Source organism: Kitasatospora sp. NPDC056800 (assembly GCF_042789775.1).
Taxonomy (GTDB): domain Bacteria; phylum Actinomycetota; class Actinomycetes; order Streptomycetales; family Streptomycetaceae; genus Kitasatospora.
Genome location: NZ_JBHUAL010000108.1, coordinates 1 through 21375 on the forward strand (window position 1 = coordinate 1; position 21375 = coordinate 21375).

General features: G+C 74.5%; 13 protein-coding genes. All 13 read left to right on the forward strand.

Annotated features, from left to right (window positions below; genetic code table 11):
* Positions 1-222: 222 nt before the first annotated feature.
* The 13 genes from ACFRQN_RS22990 to ACFRQN_RS23050 all read left to right on the forward strand — a co-directional run bounded on the left by ACFRQN_RS22990 (position 223) and on the right by ACFRQN_RS23050 (position 21352).
* A complete protein-coding gene (locus tag ACFRQN_RS22990; protein ID WP_380741753.1) occupies positions 223-1491 on the forward strand; it encodes a DUF4255 domain-containing protein in 1269 nt (422 codons plus the stop codon).
* 41 nt (positions 1492-1532) lie between these two features.
* Positions 1533-3542 carry an ATP-binding protein gene (locus ACFRQN_RS22995; RefSeq protein ID WP_380741755.1) on the forward strand — a complete coding sequence of 670 codons (2010 nt, stop codon included), beginning with the start codon at positions 1533-1535 and terminating at the stop codon, positions 3540-3542.
* Entirely contained in the window at positions 3533-3886 is a 354-nt protein-coding gene (locus ACFRQN_RS23000) for a hypothetical protein (RefSeq protein ID WP_380741757.1), read from the forward strand. Before ACFRQN_RS22995 ends, ACFRQN_RS23000 begins: the two co-directional genes overlap by 10 nt.
* Positions 3883-10113, forward strand: coding sequence for a DUF4157 domain-containing protein (locus ACFRQN_RS23005; protein WP_380741759.1), 6231 nt, complete (start codon positions 3883-3885; stop codon positions 10111-10113). The genes ACFRQN_RS23000 and ACFRQN_RS23005 overlap by 4 nt, the downstream gene beginning before the upstream one ends.
* 61 nt (positions 10114-10174) lie before the next feature.
* Positions 10175-10735, forward strand: a complete 561-nt coding sequence (locus tag ACFRQN_RS23010; protein ID WP_074006026.1) for a hypothetical protein — start codon at positions 10175-10177, stop codon at positions 10733-10735.
* Positions 10732-11379: a hypothetical protein gene (locus ACFRQN_RS23015; RefSeq protein ID WP_375873555.1), complete on the forward strand. Its 648-nt coding sequence runs from the start codon at positions 10732-10734 to the stop codon at positions 11377-11379. Before ACFRQN_RS23010 ends, ACFRQN_RS23015 begins: the two co-directional genes overlap by 4 nt.
* Positions 11376-11738 (forward strand): hypothetical protein, encoded by a 363-nt coding sequence (locus ACFRQN_RS23020; protein WP_380741762.1) that lies wholly within the window; start codon positions 11376-11378, stop codon positions 11736-11738. The genes ACFRQN_RS23015 and ACFRQN_RS23020 overlap by 4 nt, the downstream gene beginning before the upstream one ends.
* 55 nt (positions 11739-11793) lie before the next feature.
* Positions 11794-12888, forward strand: coding sequence for a hypothetical protein (locus tag ACFRQN_RS23025; protein ID WP_049657830.1), 1095 nt, complete (start codon positions 11794-11796; stop codon positions 12886-12888).
* A 119-nt stretch (positions 12889-13007) separates the two neighbouring features.
* A complete protein-coding gene (locus ACFRQN_RS23030; RefSeq protein WP_049657827.1) occupies positions 13008-13517 on the forward strand; it encodes a phage baseplate assembly protein V in 510 nt (169 codons plus the stop codon).
* Between the two features lie 14 nt (positions 13518-13531).
* On the forward strand, positions 13532-13864 hold the full coding sequence (locus ACFRQN_RS23035) for a hypothetical protein (protein WP_074006030.1): 333 nt from the start codon (positions 13532-13534) through the stop codon (positions 13862-13864).
* A 44-nt stretch (positions 13865-13908) separates the two neighbouring features.
* Positions 13909-14298 (forward strand): GPW/gp25 family protein, encoded by a 390-nt coding sequence (locus tag ACFRQN_RS23040; RefSeq protein ID WP_380741774.1) that lies wholly within the window; start codon positions 13909-13911, stop codon positions 14296-14298.
* A complete protein-coding gene (locus ACFRQN_RS23045) occupies positions 14295-17585 on the forward strand; it encodes a putative baseplate assembly protein (RefSeq protein ID WP_380741764.1) in 3291 nt (1096 codons plus the stop codon). The genes ACFRQN_RS23040 and ACFRQN_RS23045 overlap by 4 nt, the downstream gene beginning before the upstream one ends.
* A complete protein-coding gene (locus ACFRQN_RS23050; protein WP_380741766.1) occupies positions 17582-21352 on the forward strand; it encodes a putative baseplate assembly protein in 3771 nt (1256 codons plus the stop codon). Before ACFRQN_RS23045 ends, ACFRQN_RS23050 begins: the two co-directional genes overlap by 4 nt.
* Positions 21353-21375 lie beyond the last annotated feature (23 nt).

Consider the following 21375-nt stretch of genomic DNA (forward strand, 5'->3'; position numbering starts at 1 on the left):
GGCCGGCCGAGCGGGTGGTCCGGGTCCAGATCGGGCGCGTGGAGGTCAGGGCCGCGGAGCGCGCCCCGGCCGGCCCGCGCCGGGCGGCGGCCGCCCGCCCCTCCCCCGCGCTCGACCTGGGCGCGTACCTCGACCGGGAGCGGCCATGACCAGGCGAGTGGGCCTGCGGGCCGTCACACGTCGCGCACGGGCAGATGCCGCCGAGCGAAACGGGGAGGGCGCATGAGCAACCACCTCGCGATCGCCACCGTGACCGAGGCACTGCGGCTGCTCGTCTCCCGCGCGCTCTCGCCCGACATCCCGTTCGCGGTCGAGGTCGGCACCCGCAAGCCGCCGACCGAGCCGCCGGCCGACCCGACCATCACCGTGTTCCTCTACCAGGTCACGCCCAACGCCTCGCTGCGCAACCACGACGCGCCCACCCGCGCGACCGACGGCACCGTGCTGACCCGGCCGGCCGCCGCCCTCGACCTGCACTACCTGATCAGCTGCTACGGCGAGGAGTCCCAGCTGGTGGGCCAGCGGCTGCTCGGCTGCGTCGTCCGGACGCTGACCGAACAGCCCGCGCTGTCGCGGCAGTTGATCGAGGAGGCGGCCGCCCAGCCGTACCTCGTGGGGACGGACCTGGCCGCCTCGCCGCAGCGGGTGCGCTTCACCCCCACCACGATGGACGTCGACGAGATGTCCAAGCTGTGGAGCACGCTGCTCCAGACCCCCTACGCGCTGTCGGTGACCTATCAGGCCACCGCCGTGTTCGTGGAGGGCAAGGTCGATCCGGTGGCGGGCAAGCCGGTGCTGCGCCGCACCGTACGGGCCGTGCCGTCCCGCGGGCCGGTCGTCGAGCGGGTGCTGTCCCGCCCGGCCGGGTCCACCGGCGCGCCCGAGGAGGGGCCGGTGACCAGGGACCGGGAGCTGGTGGTGGTCGGCTCCGGTCTGCGCGCGGAGCTGGTCGTGGCCCGGCTGGGCGGGCGCCGGGTGCCGGTCGCCCCGGGCGGTGTGCGGGACGACCGGCTGGTGGTCGCCGTCCCGGCGGACCTGCCGCCCGGCGTGTACCAGCTGCAGGTGCTGCACGGCCTGGCGCTGGACGGCCGGCCCGCCGCGGAGCACCTCGCCGTGGAGTCCAACGCGCAGACCTTCGCCCGGCAGCCGCGGATCGCCGCGCCGATCGGTACGGCGGACCGTACCGACGGACCGGCCGGGGTCTCGGCCCAGATGGACGTCCGGCTGGACCTCCCGCTCCGGGACGACCAGCAGGTCCTACTGCTGCTGGACGAGTTGAGCCCGCCGACCGGGCGCGCCGGGGCGAGCTACCAGTTCCGCGCGCCCGTGCCGTCGCAGCCGCGCAGCGACCCGTACGCGGTCCGGGTGCCGGTCACCGGCGTCCGGCCGACGGTGTACCTGGCCCGGGTCCAAGTGGACGGCGTGCCGAGCGAGTTGACGGTGTCCGGCGACGGGGCCTTCACCGGTCCCGTGGTGGACCTGACGCACTGACCACAGGACGCACCGACACAACGGACGGGACGGGGGGAGAGATGGCAACGCGCCGCAGGCAGGACCGCGAAGGCCTGGCGGACGAGTCGCACCGGCAGTCGCTGTCGGCCGCGGTCGCCGCCGTGCTCGCACGGGTCGACGCGCACGCGGCCGGCCGTACCGCCGAGCCGGCCCCGCCGTCGACCCCGGAGACGACCCGTACCGCCGAGCCGCCCGCCCCCGGCACCCGCCGCACCGGGCGTCGGCAGCCCGCCACCGCCCTGGACGCGCTCGCCGCCTCCTTCGGGCTCACCCCCTTCGAGCGAGACGTCCTCGTACTGGCCGCCGCCCCCGAGATCGACCCCACCGCCGCCGCCCGGTGCGCCGCGGCCGGCGGCGACCCCGGGCGCGGGTACCCGACCTTCTCGCTCGCCCTCGCCGCCCTGGACCGGCCGCACTGGAGCGCGCTCACCCCGGTGGGCCCGCTGCGCCGCTTCCGGCTGGTCGAGCTGGACGACGAGACGGCGATCACCGCCTCCCGGCTGCGGATCGACGAGCGGGTGCTGCACTTCCTGGTCGGCGTGCCCTACCTGGACGTGCGGCTGCACGGCCTGCTCACCCGGGTCGGGCCGCCCGGCGAACTGCCCGAACCCCACGAGCGGTGCGCGGCCGAGCTGGCCCAGGGGTGGTCCGCGGCCGGGCTCACCGGCCCGCCGCACGCCGAGCTGAGCGGCGCCGACCGCCGCACCCGCTGGGAGATCGCCTCGGCGGCCGCCCACCGCTCCGGGCTCGGCCTCTACGTCGCGCACCGCGAGGACCTGCCCACAGAGCCCGCCGAGCGCGAGCAGCTCGCCCGGCTGTGGCAGCGGGAGGCGATCCTGATCCCGGCCGCGCTGCTGGTGGAGGACGGGGAGCCGGCCCGGGAGCAGCCGCGGTCCCCGAACGGCGCGGAGGCCTTCCTCGCGAGCCTGGCGGTGCCGCTGGTGGTGTCCGGCGACGAGCCCCGGCCGGCCGGGGCCTCCGACCGCGCCCGGCTGACCGTGCCCACGCTCGGCCCCGAGGAGCAGCTGGGCATCTGGACCGAGGCGCTGGACGGCGCGCCGGGCATCGCCGAGGACGAACTCCGGGCGCTGGCCGCGCAGTTCTCCCTGCCCGGCCATGTGATCCGGTCGGCCGCCGCGACGGCCCGGCGGGCGGCCGAGAAGGACCAGGACGTCGGCGAACTGGCCTGGCACGCCGGACTGGTGGAGGCCCGGATGTCCCTGGACGAGCTGGGCCGGCGGGTCGAGCCGCGCGCCGACTGGGAGGACCTGGTCCTGGAGGAGCGCCAGCGCGCGACGCTGCGCGAGATCGTCGCCCACGTCCGCCGGCGCGGCACGGTCTACCAGGAGTGGGGCTTCGAAGCGGTGCTGCGGCGCGGCCTGGGGGTGACCGCGCTGTTCGCCGGCGGCTCGGGCACCGGAAAGACGCTGGCGGCCGAGGTCGTCGCCGGGCGGCTCGGGGTGGACCTGTTCGTCATCGACCTCTCCCAGGTCGTCAGCAAGTACATCGGCGAGACCGAGAAGAACCTCCGGCGGGTCTTCGACGCCGCCGAACGCGGCGGCGCGCTGCTGCTGTTCGACGAGGCCGACGCGCTGTTCGGCAAGCGCAGCGAGATCAAGGACAGCCACGACCGCTACGCCAACCTGGAGGTCAGCTACCTGCTGATGCGCATGGAGGCCTACCGGGGCCTGGCCGTGCTCACCACCAACATGAAGAAGGCGCTGGACCCGGCGTTCATGCGGCGGATCAGGTTCGTGGTCGACTTCCCGTTCCCCGGGGTGCCGGAACGCGCCGAGATCTGGCGGCGGGTCATCCCCCGGCGGACCCCCAGCGAGGGCCTCGACCCCGAGCGGCTCGCCCAACTCACCGTGGCCGGCGGCTCGATCCGCAACATCGCGCTGTCCGCGGCCTTCCTGGCCGCCGACGAGGGCTGCCCGGTGCAGATGCGGCACATGCTGGCCGCCGCGCGCACCGAGTACCTGAAGCTGGAGCGCTCGCTGTCACCCTCGGAGGTCGGCGGATGGGTGTGAACGCGCGGGACGAAGGCGGGCCGGGCACCCCCGAACACCCGGGTGCCGGACGGATCGAGGTCGAGATCGGCGAGCTGGTCCTCGACGGCTTCGAGCGGATCGACCACGAGCGGCTGACGACGGCGTTCCGCGGCGAGCTGGCCCGCCTGGTCGAGACGCGCGGCGTACCGCTCGCGGCGGGCGGCGACCGCGCGCTGGACCTGCTCTCCGGCCTGCCGCCGCTGCCGGCGGGCGCCTCACCGCAGCGGCTCGGCGAGGCGCTCGCCCGCGCCGTACACGCCGGGTTGTCGGGTTCTGGTCAGCTCCCGGGTACCGGGCGGCACGTGGAGCGGGGGCGGACGTGACCCAACTCAAGGCCCCCGCACGGGACTCCGCGCAGGACGCCAAGCAGGGCGGCCAGGCCCGGCGCAAGACCCGGGCACCGAAGGCCCGCACCCCCGAGCCGAAGGAGATCGTCTCCGGCGCCGGCCAACCGCTCGACCCGGGCGTGCGCCGGGAGTTGGAGGCGCGGCTCGGGCACGACCTCAGCCGGGTCCGGGTGCACACCGACCGGGACTCCGCCGCGCTGACCGAGCTGATCGGCGCGGACGCCGTCGCCGTCGGCCCGGACCTCTTCTTCGGCGAGGGCAAGTACCGGCCGGCCGCCGAGGACGGCCGCCGGCTGCTCACCCACGAGCTGCTGCACACCATCCAGGCCCCGAACCCGCTCGGCGCGCTGCGGGCCGGCCGCGACCTGGGCGCGGTGAGCCTGCCGCAGGACGCCGTCGAACGCGAGGCGGAGCAGGGCGCGAGCGGGGACCGGCCGACGACGGCGACGCCCAGCGCCACACCGGGCTGGCTCCGCTACGCGACCGTCGACGCCGACCGCTTCCGCACCGAACGGCTCGACCCGGCCACCCTGGTCGACCGGCTGGCGTCCGGCATCCTGCGCTCGCTGCGCGGCGACCCGACCGACTCCTCCGGCCGGGTGCGCCTCCAACTCGCCAGATTCGCGCCCGAGTTGCAGTCCTCCGTCCTGGACCGACTGGCGGTCCTGCTGCCCTCCTCCGACTACACCCGGGTGCTGGAACTGGTCGAGGCCGCCGAGCACCGCCCGGCCGACGTGGACGCCGCCCAGACCCCCGAGCCGGTGACCGATGCCGCCGACCGGACCACCGACGACCGCGACCGGACCGACCAGGCGGACCGCGAGGAGCGGGACCGGAAGCAACAACTCGACGACGAGGCACGACAGTCGGACGACCCGAAGGCTCGCAGCAAGCACCGGAAGCACCGCAAGGGCCACGGCGGCAAGGAGGGCAGGGACGAGAAGGACGGCGACGAGGAACGCCCGGAGCAGCAGGACGGGCAGCAGGCGCCACCCGCGGAAGGCGAGGCCGCGCAGAGCCCACCGGCCGCACAGCCGGAGGCCGCTCAGGCCCAACTCCCCACGGAGGCACAGCCGTCGGCCGTCGAGGAGGCACCCGCGGCAGGCCCGGAACAGGCGCCCGTACCGGCCGAGGAGGGCGCCGCCCAGCCGGCCGCCGCCTCCGTACCCGGCTCACCCGAGACCGAGCAGCAGGGCGTCGGCACCCGGCCCTCGGCCGGTACGAAGCCGCAGGAGCCCGCCGCCGGGCTTCTGCCGCAGACCGCGCCGGTCAAGCCCGAGCGCCTGGACGCGATCGCGCGGGCCGAGGACAGCCCGCTGGCCCGGCACGGGCTGCTGGAGGGCGACCACCGGCAGGGCGAAGCCCCGGACGAGGAACGGCCGTTGGGCATGGAGCCCGGCGCCGAATCCGAGGTCCACGACGCGCCCGCCGCGAGCGAGGACCGGCAGTCGTCGGCCGTCCCCGGGCCCGAGCTCAAGCCCGGGGACTTCCTGCCCTCCGCCGACCTCGACGTGTCGGCCGTCCCTACAGCCGATCAGCTCACCCTGTCGGCGGACGGCACGCCCCCCGCGCAGGCCGAGGCGCCCGCGTTCCCCGAGCCGCCCGCGACCAAGGCCGAGCAGGTGCAGGCCGAGCGGGACAGCCGGCCAGAGGACGACGAGGAGGCGGCCCCGGCTCCGCCCGAGCAGGCGGAGCCCGGGGCGGCACCCCAGGCCGCCCCCGAGCCGACCCCCGCCACCGAGGCCGAGGACCGGAGCGCCCGCGACCTCCAGCCGGAGCAGCCGGTCGAGCAGGAGATCGGCCCCGAACCCACCGCGAACCCGGCCGCGGCCCCGGCGCCGGCCCCTGCCGAGCCCGCGCAGCCGGAGGCGCCGCAGCCCGAAGCGCCCGCCGAGGCGGCGCGCGAGACCGAACCCGCACCCGAAACGGCCCCCGAGGCGGCCGCCTCGCCCGAGCCGAGCGGCCCGGACCGTACCGCCCCCGTGGCGCCGGGGCCGGTCGGCGGCAGCGGGCCGGTCGGCGGGGACGGCGCCGTCCTCGACAGCGCTCCTGGGGCAGCCCCCGGGGCAGCGCCCGGTGCCACCCCCGACACCGCCCCGGACGCCGCCCCCGGCCCGGCCGCCGAGCAGGCCGACGCGCCCGGCGGACTCACCGCCCAGGCCGCCCCCGACGCCTCGCTGGAGGCGGGCGGCGGCGCCTGCGCGGGCCCCCAGCAGCCCACCACCGAGGCGGAGCAGGACGGCACCGGCGGCGCCGGCGGCGGCTGTGCGGGCGGAGGCGGGGCCGCGGCCGGGGGCGCCCAGGGCGGGCAGGAGCAGCAGAAGCCGGCCGCGCCCGACGTCTCCGGCCAGGACCCGCAGAGCGCGCTGGCCACCGCCGCGAGCCTGCCGCCCGATCAGATGGCCACCACTCTGGACGGCGTGGACGGCTCGGTGGACCGTACGGTCGGCGAGCAGCACGCCCGGCTGCAGGCCGCCCCGCCGACCACCCAGCGCCCGTCCGGGGCGCCGCAGACCCAGTCCGGCGCATCCGAGGCCGCGCCGCCCGCCGAAGCCGTGACGGAGCGGCTGGAGCGGGTCGGCCCGGAGGGCGCGGACGGCGGGCAGCAGACGGCCGACCAGAAGAAGGTCGAGGGCCGGAACCCCGGCGACCGGGTCGCCCCGCCCAATGTCGCCGACGACGCGGGCAACCAGGTCTCGGCGCAGGAGGTGCAGCAGGCCCAGGTCGCCGTCGACGGCGTCCCCTCGACCGACCCGGCGCTGAACACCACGGTCGGCGCCGCCCCCAAGGTCGAACTGACCGGGGAGAGCGACCCGGCACGCACCGACCGGCAGGCCGCCAAGCTCAAGGAGAGCTCCGGCAGGATCCTCGGCGTCGGCCGGGAGGACACCGCCAAGCCGATGGGCGAGGACCGGATCTACCCGGACGTCCCGAAGGAGACCCTCACCGCCTCCGTCCCCGGCGGCGGCAAGCGCGGGGGTGCCAGGGCAGGCGGCGCCGTCGACACCAAGCCGGGCATCGGCATCGTCACCCAGCAGGAACGCGGCCCGCAGATCCAGGCCGCGGTCGGCGAGGGGCAGGGCCGGCTGGGCTCCGAACAGGCCAAGCAGAAGCAGGGCGAGGCCGACGCCCGGCGGCAGAACCAGGCCGAGGTCGACCAGGCGGTCGCCGACAACGCCCAGGCCCAGGCCGGGGAACGGGGCGACGCCGCCGAGAAGGTCAAGGCCGAACGCGAGCAGTGGCGCACCGAGCAGGACGGGAAGATCACCACCGCGGACCAGGACGCCGGTGCCGAACACACCGACAAGACCGGCCAGATCGACAAGAAGCGCGCCGGGGCCGACAAGGACGTCCAGGACCGTCAGCAGCAGGACAACCAGAAGATCCAGGACAAGCGGAAGGAGGCCGAGGAGAAGGCCCAGAAGGAGAAGGACCGCAAGAAGGAGGAGTCCGAAGGCTGGTGGGGCTGGGTCAAGTCCAAGGTCAAGGCGGCCTTCGACGCACTGGTCGAGGCCGTCACCAAGGTCTTCGACTTCTTCCGCGGCCTGATCAACGACATCATCGACGGCTTCCGGAAGTTCGCGAACTGGGCGATCGACCAGGCGCGGAAGTTCGCCGTCGAGCTGATCGAAAAGCTCGCGGACGCGCTCATCAAGATCTGCGACGTCCTGCTGGCGGCCTTCCCCGAACTGCGGGACAAGTTCCGCAAGAAGATCGAGGAGTGGCGCGACAAGGCCATCGCCAAGGTCAACGAGTGGGCGGACCGGCTCAAGAACGCCGTCAACAAGCTCCTCGACGCACTCGCCGCCGGGCTGAACGCACTGCTGGACGCGCTGGAGGCAGGACTCAAGGCCGCCATCGAGGCCGTCCGCAAGGCCGTCATGGACGCGATCGACTTCGTCCAGAAGGCGATCGCCGTCTTCGGCGAGTTCGCGGCCCTGATCGGCGACATCGCCCCCGACCCGGGCGGCTGGCTGAAGAAGCTCGGCACCGCCGCGGTCGACGGCATCCAGCACTACCTGTGGGGCGCGATCAAGAACGCGGTGCGGACCTGGTTCAACGAGAAGGTCGAGTCGGTCGTCGGGCTGACGTCCACGATCGTCAACGTCCTGGTCAAGGGCTGCATCTCGATGGCCCAGATCGGCCGGATGGCCTGGCAGGCGATCGTCGCGGCGCTGCCCGGGATGATCGTGTCGATCGTCGTCGAGAAACTGGTCTCGATGATCGTGCCGGCGGCCGGTGCGATCATGACGATCATCCAGGGGCTGATGGCGGCCTGGAACACCATCAGCAAGATCATCGCGGCGATCGGGAAGTTCGTCGCCTTCCTCAAGGCCGTCAAATCCGGATCGGCCGCCTGCCTCTTCGCCGACGCCGTCGCGGCGGGCGTGGTCGCGCTGCTCGACTTCATCTCCAACTTCCTGCTCAGCAAGCTCAAGGGAGCCGGCAAAGCGGTCGGCACCAAGCTCAAGGGGATCGCCCAGCGGATCCTCAAAGGCCTGGCCAGGGCGGGTCGCGGTGCCCGCAAGGCGGCGGGCCGGGCCGTCAACAAGGCCCGCGCGAGCCTGCGCCGGGCCACCCAGTCCCTGCGGCGCCGGCCCGCCCCCGGCCGTCCCGCCCGGCCCGCCCGCCCTGCCCGCACCGGCCCCGCCCGGCACACCGTGCAGCACGCGGAGCGCCCCGCCCAGCACCGCCCGACCGCCACCCGCCCCAAGCCCACCACCCCGCGCCGCCCCACCTCCCCCGTCGGCCGCGCCCTCAACTCCTCCCGCCAGACCGTCAAGGCGGCACTCAACCGGGTACGGACGGCCGCCCGCACCCTCGGCCGCAAGGTCCTCAACAGCAAGCTGGGCCGCGCCCTCACCAACGGCGCCCACAGGATCCGCGACGCCTACCGCAAGCAACGCGACCGCCTCCGCACCTGGCACCAGAAGCGCCAGCAGCAACGCGCCCAACGCCGCGCCCACGAGAACTCGCCCCAGGCGAAGCAGCAGCGCCTGGACCTGATCGTGGCCCGCATCCGACCCAAGATCGGGCGACTGCTCGGCAAGGGAATCCGTGCGGGAGTGCTCCGCGTACTCCTGTCCGGGCTGCGCCGCTGGTACCGGCTGACGTCGCTGGACGTGGCCGGCGGGGAGTCAGCGGCAGTCGTCATGGCACGGCTGAACCCCGAGAAGGAGGCAAGCGAAAAAGCCGCCTTGGAGCTGAAGCTGCGGCTTCAGCAGGAGCTCCACCAACACGCCCTGGCAGCTTCCAAGCAGCTTGCCGTGCAGCCGACCCAGCCACCGCCGGTCGGCGGGTCCCCCAGCACCTCGGTCAGCACCTTCCGGGTGGACCCGGCCGCATCGCTCACCTCCCAGACACTCGCCGTCGACAGCGCACTCGCGAGCGCCCGTAAGGTCAAGGGCGGTGCGGTCGACCTCAAGCACGGCGACACCGGTGTGGTCACACGGTGGAACAAGGGATACCGCCACGATCCCGGCGGCCGACTGGTACTGGGCTCGGGCCGGGGCCGGTACCAGGACGAGCGTCGCCGGGCGCAGGAGCTCGCGGATCCCCTCGAATTCCTCGCCGCTCTCGAAGAGCTCCAGTCGGGTCACACGCAGGCCGCGTCAGGGCGGAAAGCGCCCCTGGAAGCGGTCATCGGGCTCTCCTACCTGCGCACCCTGGTCGAGAGCCAGCGCGACCCCATCATGCGGATGATGGGCCCGGCCGAGACCCGCTGGGCCAACCAGGCCACCACGGAAGCGGAGGCACGGAGGCGGCTGGACGAGATCCTGTCCCGGGGAAACATGACGCTGAACCGTTCGGTCGGCGTGGCGAAGCGGGTCCAGCAGGCCGCGGACCTCGTCGCTCCCGTCAACGGGGATCCGGCCAGGGGTGTGGACGACCCGGACGTTCAGAAGCTGCTCAAGGCCCATACGCCGAGCGTCTACACGGCGGTCCACCGGCAGGAGACCAAGTGGGCGGAGAAGGTCGGGGTCAGGAAGCCCGGGAAAGCCGAGTCGGATCTGGGTGTGGAGACGCCTGCCGGGCGCCTCGACCGGGTGACTCTGTGGACGGACCGCCTGCTGACGGACAACGTGTATATCTCCCCGTCCGGTCTCGAAGCCTACCTTCAACGGTTGAAGGACCTCGTGGACGAGATCCTCGAGCTGGACAAGGGCCTGACACAACGCGTGCCAAGGTTGTGGACGCCGTGACAGCAGATCGAAAGGACGGTGTCGAAGAATGAGCTGGGGACCGCACAGGGGACGACGTCTGGTGCTGCCCGAGGGCATCGGAGAGGCTGAGGTGACGGACTTCGTCGAGGGTTCACAGGCGACGAAGGTCAAGGAGGTCAACGCGACTCTCCACTTCGGCTTGACCCGGGAAGTGGCCTGGGAGCTGGGTCCGTTCCACATCCACTACGCGGAGGAGCATCCGTACGGGGTGCGATTCGTCATGGTCACCGGTGAGGACCGGAGTGATGTCGACGGTGCGACGGACCTGCTGGCGCGGTTCCTCCAGCCGGTCTCCGCCGACGACCTCCTGCGCGCCGTGGACGAGGCCGACTCGATCGAGGATCGCCGTGCCTCCCTGGTACGGGCCGGGGTCGGAGCCCCGCTCACCTTGGACGAGCCGTTCTTCCGGCGTATCACGGACGCGATGTGCGATCGCACCGGCGAGATCCGCGAGGGCGGCCTGTGGGCGGCCGTTTACGCGTTCTGGCCCGAACTCCTGCCACTCATCGCCGAGATGGGCACATCTGATCCCGAGGAGTCACTGCGCGACCAGGCGGCTTCCGTAGCCGATCTCATGCGGCGGGAGGGAGGTGGTCAATGACCGGGTACACGGACGCGCCGAAGCCGATCAGGGCCGGGCTGGTAGTCGTCGATCCGCTGCGCGGCACTCCGCAGCGGGTCGTGGTGCTGCAGTTCAATCCGGACAGTCTGGAGCGCTCCTTGGCGCCGCAGGTGGCAGGAGCGGACGGGAGTGGGGACCGGACGGAGGCGTTGCGGTTGAAGGGGCCGGCCGTGGAGACCTGGAAGTTCACGGCGGAGTTGGACGCGACCGACCAGCTGGACCTTCCGGCACCGAACGGGATTCATCCGCAGTTGGCGACGCTCGAGCTGCTGGTGCAGCCGACCAGTGACCAGGTGCGGGCGAACCAGGCGCTGGCCTCGCTCGGGACCTTGGAGGTCACGCCGATCGAGGCCCCGCTGACCCTCTTCACCTGGGGTGGGAAGCGGATCCTGCCGGTGCGGCTGACCGAACTGACCATCACGGAGGAGGCGTTCGACATCGACCTGAATCCGATCAGGGCGGCTGTCGCGATCGGGCTGCGCGTCCTGACCGTCAGTGATCTGCCGACCGGGCACCGCGGGGCGGAGCTGTACCTCGCGCACCTGGCGCAGAAGGAGCGGCTGGGCGGTGCCGCGGCCGACGGCCGGTTGGGCGCGCTCGGGGTGGGAGGGGGGTTCCAATGACCATCGACCCGCTGAACGCGCTGCCGGCGCCCTCGCCGTACCCGTTGACCAGCCGGTACCACGGTGTCCCGGTCGCGTTGCACACGGAGCCGGACGGGCGCCAGGTCCCGTACCTGCGGCGGCGGTTGCTGCCGAGTGCGGAGGGGTTGACCGCGCTCGCCGAGCACACCGTCAGCGCAGGTGACCGTCCCGATCTGCTCGCCTACCGCTACCTCGGCAGCGCCGACCAGTGGTGGCGGATCGCCGACGCCAACCCGGTGCTCGATCCACGGGAGTTGACGGCGACGCCGGGGCGGCGGATCACGATCGCGTTGCCCGGCGCGGTGCCGGGGGCGGGGCCGGGGGTGGGGAGTGGTTGACGCCTCGGCGGTGACGGGGGGTGGGGCGATCGGGTCGATCCACCTGAGCCTGTTGATGGGGCCGCAGATTCCGGTGCCGGTGCCGCAGCCGGTGACCGACGCGCTGCTGTCGGCGCAGGTGACGGTGGCGTCGGGGCAGCGCAGCGGGTTCCAGTTGGCCTTCGACCTGTCGAAGAACGGGCTGATCAACACCGCGCTGCTGCCGGGCGGTTTCTTCGACCCGAAGATCAGGGTCGTGCTGATGGCGGTCGTCACGGGGACGCCGGCCGTGCTGATGGACGGGGTGATCATCCGCCAGGAGGTCGGGATCAGCAACCAGCCCGGCCAGTCCACGCTGACCGTCACCGGTGAGGACCTGACGGTGCTGATGGACCTGGAGGAGCAGGCCGGTGTGCCCTTCCCCGCGATGTCCCCGGCGGCCCGGGTCGCCGCGATCATCGGCAAGTACGGGCAGTACGGCATGGTGCCGCTGGTCGTCCCGGAGCTGGTACCGCAGACGCCGATGCCGACCCGGCGGATCGACTTCCAGAAGGGCACCGACCTCGGCTACGTCAACGAGCTGGCGAAGGCGAACGGTTACGTGTTCTACCTGGACCCCGGGCCGGTCCCGGGGATGAGCCGCGCCTACTGGGGGCCGGAGGTCCGGCTGGGCGTCCCGCAGCACGCGCTGAACGTGAACATGGACGCGCTGTCCAACGTCGACCAGCTCACCTTCGCCTTCGACGGCACCGCCCGCGAGGAGCCGGAGGCGCGCATCCAGCTGCCGGCGACCAAGGTGTCGACGATCCTGCCGGTGCCGGAGGTCAGCATCCTGCGGCCGCCGCTCGCGCTCAGGCCCGCGCCGGCGCTGAAGAAGAAGGTCATCGCCGACACCGCCAAGAAGGACACCTCGCAGGCCGTCGCCGAGACGATCGCGAAGGCGATGCAGTCGGCGGACGCCGTCTCCGGCTCGGGCCAGCTCGACGTCGTCCGGTACGGGCACGTGCTGCGGCCGCGTGAACTGGTCGGCGTCCGAGGGGCCGGGATCACCTACGACGGCCTGTACTTCGTCAAGAGCGTCACCCACAACCTCAAGCGCGGCTCGTACACCCAGAACTTCACCCTGGCCCGCGAGGGCCTGATCGCCCTCCAGCCGACCGTCGTCCCGTAACACCGAAGTCCCGCAGCACCGCAGCACCAAAGCACCGCAGCACCGCAGCACCGCAGCACCGCAGCACCGCAGAGCGTCGAAGTCCCGCAAGGCCGCCCCGACCAGCAGGAGTTGCCAGCATGGCCGAACCGACCCGCTACCTCGGCAAGTACCGGGGAACGGTGGTGACCAACACCGACCCGCTCGGGATCGGCCGCATCCAGGCGCAGGTGCCCGACGTCCTGGGCGACGCCGTGTCGACCTGGGCGATGCCGTGCTTCCCGGTGGCCGGCCCGGGCATGGGGCACTACGCCGTGCCGCCGGTCGGGGCGGGCGTGTGGCTGGAGTTCGAGCAGGGCGACCAGAGCTACCCGATCTGGACGGGCTGCTGGTACGGCTCCGCATCGGAGGTCCCGGTGGAGGCGACGACCGGGCCGCCGGGCGTCCCGAACATGGTGCTGGAGACCTCGGGGCGGCGGGTGATCGTGCTGTCCGACGACCCGACCACGGGGATCACGCTGCGCATCCCGAGCGGGGCCTCGATCGTGATCAACGACTCGGGCATCCGGATCAGCAACGGCCAGGGCGCCTCGATCGCGCTGGTCGGCGCCACCGTGACCATCAACCAGGACGCCCTGAGCGTGACCTGACGGGGGAGATTGTCTTGTCCGGAAAACTGCTGCACGTCAATGCGACGGTGATCTGCCCGCACGGCGCCCAGGCGACGGCGGTGCCCGCCCAGGGCCGGGTGCTGGTCGCCGGGCAGGCCGTCACCAGCACGGCCGACCTGTACACCGTGACCGGCTGCCCGTTCACCGTGGCGGGGAAGCCGCAGCCCTGCGTCACGATCCGCTGGGTGCTGCCGTCCGCCCGGATCCGGGTGAACGGCTCGCCCGCGCTGCCGCAGTCCGCCACCGGGCTGTGCCAGAGCGCCGAGCAGATCCCGCAGGGGCCGCCGGTCGTCACCGTCGTCCAGCAGCGGGCGGAGGGGGTATGAGCACCACACGATCCACCCAACAGCCCGTCGGCGGTGCCGAGTTGATGGCACCACCGCCAGGGCCCGCCCGGACGGACCTCGCCTTCCCGTTCCGGATCGACAGCCGCGGGCGCACCGCCGGGGCGGCGTACGACGACCATGTGCGCGACCTGATCGAGCAGTTGCTGTTCACCAGCCCGGGTGAGCGGGTCATGCACCCGGACTTCGGCTGCGGGCTGCTCGACCTGGTCTTCGCGCCGAACAGCCCGGAGCTGGCGGCCACCCTGCAGCTGTCCGTCCAGGCGGCGCTGCAGCGGTGGCTCGGCGATGTGATCGAGGTCGTCGCGCTCGACGTGGAGAGCGAGGACAACGTGGTGCGGGTCGAGCTGGCGTACGTCGTCCGCCGGACGGGCACCCGGCGGCAGGACGTGTTCGAGGGCGGGGTGGCGGCATGACCGGCCAGGCGGAATTCCCGACCTCACAGTGCGGCACGGAACTTCGCCGGGCCGACGTGCGCGCGGCGCGGCTGCTGGGCCTGGACGGCGCCGAGCCGAGCGACGACGGGCGCACGCTGACGGTGACCTTCCTCGGCCGGGCGCCGGACGAGCTGGGCCCGGAGAACATCCGGGTCGACGGCGGCCGCCGGATCACCGGTCTGCGCGCCCTCGCGGTCGACATCGAGCGCGCGGACGACCCGGAGCTGGACGACCGGATGCTCGTCACCCTCGACCGGGCGGGCGACACCTCCCGCTACCGGCTGAGCGTGGTCCTGGCGGACGCGTACGGCCGGCCGGGCACCCGCCCGTTCCCGGGCTTCGACCCGCGGTACGCGCACACCGGGTTCTCCTTCGGCGCCGACTGCCCGTCCCCGTACGACTGCCGCACCGACGAGGGCTGTCCGCCCGCCGTCCGGCCGGCCCCGGTGATCGACTACACCGCGCGCGACTACGAGAGCCTGCGCCGGCTCGTGCTGGACCGGATGAGCCTGACCGTCCCCGGCTGGACCGAGCGGCACCTGCCCGACCTCGGCGTCACCCTGGTCGAGCTGCTCGCCTACACCGCCGACCAGCTCTCCTACCAGCAGGACGCGGTGGCCACCGAGGCGTACCTCGACACGGCCCGCCGCCGGGTGTCGGTGCGCCGACACGTCCGGCTGGTCGACTACGCGGTGCACGACGGCTGCAACGCCCGGGCGTTCGTCGCGCTGGCGGTGGACCGCTCCGTCACCCTGCGGTCCGGCACCTTCCGGTTCGCCGCCGTCGACGTCGGCCGGCTGGGCCCGCAGGAGCGCCCGGAGCTGTCCACGGTGATCCCGGACGAGGACCTGGACGTGCTCGCCCGCACCGCCGCCGTGGAGGTGTTCGAGCCGCTCGGCGGGGCGGACCTGGTGCTGCACCCCGCGCACAACACCATCCGGTTCTGGACCTGGGGCGACCAGGACTGCGTCCTGCCCCGGGGCGCGACCTCCGCCACCCTCCGCGACGACCGGCCCGACACCGACCCGTGCCCGCGCGAGGACCGGCCCGGGGCGGCCCCGCGCGAGGACACCGCCCCGCCCGGCGACCGGCCCGGCACCGACAAGCCGGAGCCCCGCACCCGCCACCTGGCGCTGCGCCCCGGCGACCTGCTGGTCATCGAGGAGGTCCTCGGCCCGCGCACCGGCGCGCCCGCCGACGCCGACCCCGCGCACCGCCAGGCCGTCCGGCTCACCTCCGTCACCCCGCTGGTCGACGAGCTGTACGACCAGCCCGTGCTGGAGGTCACCTGGGCGCCGGAGGACGCGCTCGCCTTCCCGGTCTGCCTGTCCTCCCACGGCGGCAGCGACTGCGGCCCGATCGCCGACGTGAGCGTCGCCCGCGGCAACGTCGCCCTGGTCGACCACGGCCGCTCGCTCACCTTCTGCGGCGGCGCCCCGGAGTCCTTCCCGGTGCCGCCGGAGCCGGTCCGTACGGCGCCCTGCGGGCCGGGCGGGTGCGGTTGCGAGGACCGCGCCGAGGGCAGCCCGGCGGCGGAGGCGATCCGGGAACTGCTCGACCAGGCCCGCGACGGCCGCCAGCTCGGCCCGGAGCAGGTCCGCGCCCTGGACGCGCTGCTCGGCGAGGCGGCGGTGCGGCGGGCCGGGCTGAGTGTGCTGCTCGCGCCCGGCGCGACCGCGGAGGGCGAGGACGGCGAGGGCGCGGTGGTGGAGCCGCCCACGGCCGACGCCCAGGCGGCGGCGCTGGAGACCCTGCTCGACCAGAGCCGCTACCCGGTGCTGCCGCAGCCCTTCCGTCCGCTGCTGCGCTACGCGCCGGTCACCCAGGCGGCCGCCTACCCGGACCGGGCGCACGTCTGCGCCGGGCAGGCCGCCCTGCTCGCCGGCGTTCCGGAGCGGGTCCGGCTGCGACTGGAGGGGCTGTGGCACCGGGCGTGCGACGGCCACCACCTCTCCCGGGCCGAACTCGCCGAACTGACCGTGCTGTTCGGCGCCCGGGTGGTGCAGGAGCTGCGGCTCGCGGAGCGGCCCGCCGCCGGGCTGCGCGAGCTGCTGGCCCGCCGCACCCGCCTGCTCGCCGCCAAGCTGCGCCGCCTGGAGGTGCTCACCGCGCGCGCCCGCTCCGGCGGGGTGCTCGGGCGGCCCATCGTCTGGGAGGTGGCCCAGAGTTGGGGCGCCCGGTACGCCGCCGGGCTCGACCCCGACTCCCCCGCGCTGGCCGGCCCCGCGGCCGGGATCGCCGTCCAGGACCCGCGCGCCGCCCTGCCCGAGGTCCGGGCCGCCTCGGCGGGCCAGGAGTGGACGCCGCGCCGGGACCTGCTCGCCGACGGCCGCCGGGACCGGCACTTCGTGGGCGAGCTGGAGGACGACGGGCGCCTCGCGCTGCGCTTCGGCGACGGGCGCCACGGCCTGCCGCCCGCACCCGGCGGCACGCTGGAGGTCGCGTACCGGATCGGCAACGGCACGGCCGGGAACGTGGGCGCGGAGGCCGTCAACCACCTGGTGGTCTGCCGGGACCGGCCGCCCCAGGCGAACCGGCGCGGCGCCGCCGCCGCCCGGCCGCAGGACGCGGTGCGGCTGGTCCGCAACCCGCTGCCCGCGACCGGCGGGGTCGAGCCCGAACCGCTCGACCAGGTCCGCCGGCTCGCCCCGCTGGCCCTGGGCCGCACCCGGCTGCGCGCCGTCACGGCCGCCGACTACGCGGAGCTGGCCGCCGCCCTGCCGGGCGTCCGGCGGGCCGCGGCCGCGCTCCGCTGGACGGGCAGCGTGCAGGAGGTGCACGTCGCCGTCGAGCCGTTCGGGCAGGCGGTGGCCGGCCCGGCCCTCCTGGAGGCGGTCGGGCACGGCCTGGAGGCGTACCGCCGGATCGGCCACGACCTGGTCGTCCGGCCCGCCCTGCTGGTGCCGATCGACCTCGAACTGCGGGTCTGCGCCGCCGCCGGCTACCAACGCGGCCACGTCCTGGCCGAGTTGCGCCGGGTGCTGGGCAACCGCGCCCTGCCGGACGGCCGGCTCGGCTTCTTCCACCCGGACGCGCTGGGCTTCGGCGAACCGGTGCGGGTCTCCAGGCTGGTGGCCGCGGCGGCCGCCGTGCCGGGCGTCGTCAGTGCTGAAGTGACCAGGCTGCGGCGGCAGTTCGGACGGGACGACGGCGAGCTGGACGACGGGCTGCTGCGGCTCGGCGCGCTGGAGATCGCCGCGTGCGACAACGACCCCGACCGGCCGGAGAACGGCCGGCTCTCGATCGTCCTCGGAGGTGGCCGATGAGCGGCCAGTGCACCTGCGGCTGCGCGGGCACCGCCACCGCGACCCCGGTCCCGATGTTCAACCCGCCCGGACTGGACGCCATCGGCTACCGGGTCGGCCGCTACGGGGAGTTCCTCGACAGCCTGCTCGCCCGGCTGTCCGGCCCCGCCTACCCGGCGCTGCGCGACCTGACCGTCCGCACCCCGGACGACCCGGCGATCGCGCTGCTGGACGCCTGGGCCGTGCTCGCCGACCTGCTCACCTTCTACTCGGAGCGGATCGCCAACGAGGGCTACCTGCGAACCGCCACCGAGGAGGACTCGCTCGCCCTGCTCGGCCGGCTGGTCGGGCACCGGCCCCGGCCCGGCGTGGCCGCCGACACCTACCTCGCCTACTCCCTCGACCACGACCCGAGGGCGGCCGAGGACCCGACCGTGGTGATCCCGCGTGGCGCCCGCAGCCAGAGCGTCCCCGGCCCCGGCGAGGACCCGCAGTCCTTCGAGACCGCCGAGGACCTCCCCGCCCGCTCGGCCTGGAACGAACTGGCCGTGCTGCGCCGCCGCCCGTACCAGCTGACGCCCGGCCAGCTGAACCCCGGCGGACGCGCCGAGCTCTTCGCCGCCGGCACCGCGAACAACCTGCGGCCCGGCGACCGGCTGCTGTTCGTCTTCAGCGCCGACAAGGCCGCCGACCCGGTCCACCGGATGCTGCGGCTGGTGCCCGAGGTGCGGCTCGACCGCGACAACGACGTCACGGTGATCGGGCTGCCCCGGGACCTGCGCACCCTCAAGGACCTGCGCGCCGAACTCGCCGACTGGATCACCGTCTCCGAGTCCGCCCCGAACCCGAGGCCCGGGCACAGCCGGATCATCCGGGACTTCGACGAGCAGGTGCTCGCCCCGCTGCGCGCCGACCTCGACCGGCCGTCCGGCCCGCTGGGCACCCCGGCCGAGTTCGCCGACCGGCTCGCCCCGGTGGTCGACCGGGCCGCCGAGGCCGCCGAACTGGCCCACGCCCAGCAGCCGGTGGCCGACTGGTTCGGGCACCTCGGCGAGGAGCTGACCGGCCTGCGGGACCGCGCCCACCAGCTGGAGCCGCCGCAGGCCCCCGACAAGCCCGGGCCCCCCGGCCCCGGCACCGCCGACCCGGCCGTCCGCGGACTCGGCTCGCTGCTGGCCGCGCTGCGCACCGCCCCCACCCGGCCCCCGCTCAGCGCGCGGGACCTCGCCCGCGACCCGCAGCGCCTGTTCGCGCCCGGCTCGGACCTCGGCGCGCAGCTGCTGTCCGCGCTCGACCCCCGGCTGCGCGACGGCCTCTACCCCGCCTGGCGGCAGGTCGACCTGACGGCGCCGCTCGCCGTGCACGAGATCCAGGCGATGCGGGTGGTCGCCACCCCGTTCGGCGCCACCGCGCCGCTCAAGCCCGTCTACGGCACCGACGGCCGGATCGACCGCTACGTGGACTGGCCGCTCTCCGGCAGCACGCTGGTCAGCGTCCGGATCGCCTTCGACGACGCCGGCACCGTCCCGAAGACCGCCGACTTCACGTACGTCGAGGCGGGCAGCCTGGTGCACAGCGGGTTCTCGCTGCCGTGGGACCACACCTTCCCGTTCGGGCCCGGCCAGGTCAAGATCGTCACCACCGAGCCGGCGGCACCGCCCGTACCGCCGCCGTCCGCCCTGCGGACCGCCGTACCCGCGCCCGCCCCGGAGCCCGGCGTCAGCGCCCAGCTGCTGGCCGAACTGCCGGAGCGCACGGTCTTCGTGTCCCGCCCCCAGGCCGACGGCCGCGTCCACGTGAAGGTCGAGGGCGGGCCCGGCCCCGCGCTCGACTACCAGCTCGACCCGGGCCAGGAGCGGACCGGCGAGTCCGGCGAGCTGAACGTCCGGGTGCACCGCTACGCCGGCACCGACCAGTCGGCACCGGCCGTCGAGGTGGCCCTCACCACCAAGCTGCAGCCCGTCTCCGGCACGGTGCTCACCCTCGACGCCGTGTACGACCAGATCGCGCCCGGCAGTTGGGTGGTGATCCAGCGCCCCCGCAAGGGCCTCGACGGAGGCATCCCGGGCAGCCGCGACCTCGCCGAGGTCATCACCCGGGTCACCGACGTGCGCGTGGTCTCCCGCGCCGACTTCGGCATCACCGGGAAGGTGACCGAACTCTCCCTCCAGCAGCCCTGGTTGGACGACCAGGACACCCAGCTCTCGCACCTGCGGGACGCCACCGTCTACGCCCGCGGCGAGTCGCTGCGGCTCGCCGACGAGCCCGTCACCGAGGACGTCCGCGGCGACCGGATCGAACTCGCCCGGCTCTACGACGGGTTGACCCCCGGCCGGTGGATCGCGATCAGCGGCGAGCGGACCGACCTCCCGCACACCACCGGCGTCCGCGGCACCGAGCTGGCCATGATCGCCGGCGTCGAGCAGGGCGTCGACCCGCTCCTGCCCGGGGACACCGTCCGCACCACCGTCACGCTCAGCGCCCCGCTCGCCTTCCGCTACCGGCGAGACACCGTCCAGGTCCTCGGCAACGTCGTCCGCGCCACCCAGGGCGCCACCCGCGACGAGGCGATCGGCAGCGGCGACGCGGGCGTCCCCGGCCAGCGCTTCACCCTCTGGCAGTCGCCGCTCACCTGGCTGGCCGCCGACACCCCCGGGGGCGCGCGCAGCACCCTGGAGGTCCGGGTCGACGGAGTGCTCTGGCACGAGGTCGACAGCCTCACCGGACGCGGCCCGGACGAACGGGTCTACGTCACCGCGACCGCCGCCGACGGCCGCACCACCGTCACCTTCGGCGACGGCGTGCACGGCTCGCGCCTGGCCACCGGCCGGGAGAACGTCCGCGCCCGCTACCGGATCGGCATCGGCGAGAGCGGCAACGTCGGCGCCGGCCGGATCACCCAGCTCACCACCCGCCCGCTCGGCGTCTCCGCCGTCGTCAACCCGCTGCCCGCCACCGGCGGCGCCGGACCGGACGGACCGGGCCTGGCCAGGCGCACCATCCCGCTCGCCGTCACCGCCCTGGACCGGCTGGTCTCGGTGCCCGACTACGAGGACTTCACCCGCGCCCGGGCCGGCATCGGGCGCGCCAGTGCCACCCGGCTCTCGGACGGCCGGCGCGAGCTCGTCCACGTCACGGTCGCCGGGGTGGACGACATCCCGCTCGCCGCCGACTCCGACCTGCTCCGCACCCTGCGGTCCTCGCTCACCGCCTACGGCGACCCGCGGCTGCCCGTCCGGGTCGCCGTGCGCGAGCTCGTCCTGCTGGTCGTCGCTGCGGGCGTCAAGGTCGCCCCGGACCACTCCTGGGACCTCGTCGAACCGGCGGTGCGCCGCGCCCTGCTCGACCGGCTCGGCTACGCCGGACGCCAACTCGGCCAGCCCGCCCACCTGTCCGAGGTGCTCGCCGCCGCCCAGGCCGTCCCCGGCGTGGACCGGGTGGACGTCGACGCCTTCACCGGCGTGCCCGGCAGCCTCACCCCGGACGGCCTGGAGAACCTCGCCGCCCGGCTCGCGCGGCCGCAGCCGACGGTCCCGGCCCGGCTCGCCCGCTACGAGGAGCAGCGCTACCGGGTGCGGGACGCCGCCGGCGAGACGCTCACCGACATCGCCGCCCGCAACGGCGTCCCGCTCGCGGAACTGCTGCGCCTCAACCCGGCCGTCACCGACACCCGCCCGCTGCCGGCCGGCCGCGTGGTGACGGTGTTCCGCGGCATCCGACCGGCCCAACTCGCCGTACTGGCACCGGACCTGCCCGACACGTTGATCCTCAAGGAGATCCGCGGATGAACCAGCGCATCCATCGGAGGTGG

Bases quoted from the DNA above. Each gene is read 5' to 3' on its own strand.
- ACFRQN_RS22990 (WP_380741753.1), top strand. From the start codon at position 223: ATGAGCAACCACCTCGCGATCGCCACCGTGACCGAGGCACTGCGGCTG.
- ACFRQN_RS22995 (WP_380741755.1), top strand. From the start codon at position 1,533: ATGGCAACGCGCCGCAGGCAGGACCGCGAAGGCCTGGCGGACGAGTCG.
- ACFRQN_RS23000 (WP_380741757.1), top strand. From the start codon at position 3,533: ATGGGTGTGAACGCGCGGGACGAAGGCGGGCCGGGCACCCCCGAACAC.
- ACFRQN_RS23015 (WP_375873555.1), top strand. From the start codon at position 10,732: ATGACCGGGTACACGGACGCGCCGAAGCCGATCAGGGCCGGGCTGGTA.
- ACFRQN_RS23020 (WP_380741762.1), top strand. From the start codon at position 11,376: ATGACCATCGACCCGCTGAACGCGCTGCCGGCGCCCTCGCCGTACCCG.
- ACFRQN_RS23025 (WP_049657830.1), top strand. From the start codon at position 11,794: ATGGGGCCGCAGATTCCGGTGCCGGTGCCGCAGCCGGTGACCGACGCG.
- ACFRQN_RS23030 (WP_049657827.1), top strand. From the start codon at position 13,008: ATGGCCGAACCGACCCGCTACCTCGGCAAGTACCGGGGAACGGTGGTG.
- ACFRQN_RS23040 (WP_380741774.1), top strand. From the start codon at position 13,909: ATGGCACCACCGCCAGGGCCCGCCCGGACGGACCTCGCCTTCCCGTTC.
- ACFRQN_RS23045 (WP_380741764.1), top strand. From the start codon at position 14,295: ATGACCGGCCAGGCGGAATTCCCGACCTCACAGTGCGGCACGGAACTT.
- ACFRQN_RS23050 (WP_380741766.1), top strand. From the start codon at position 17,582: ATGAGCGGCCAGTGCACCTGCGGCTGCGCGGGCACCGCCACCGCGACC.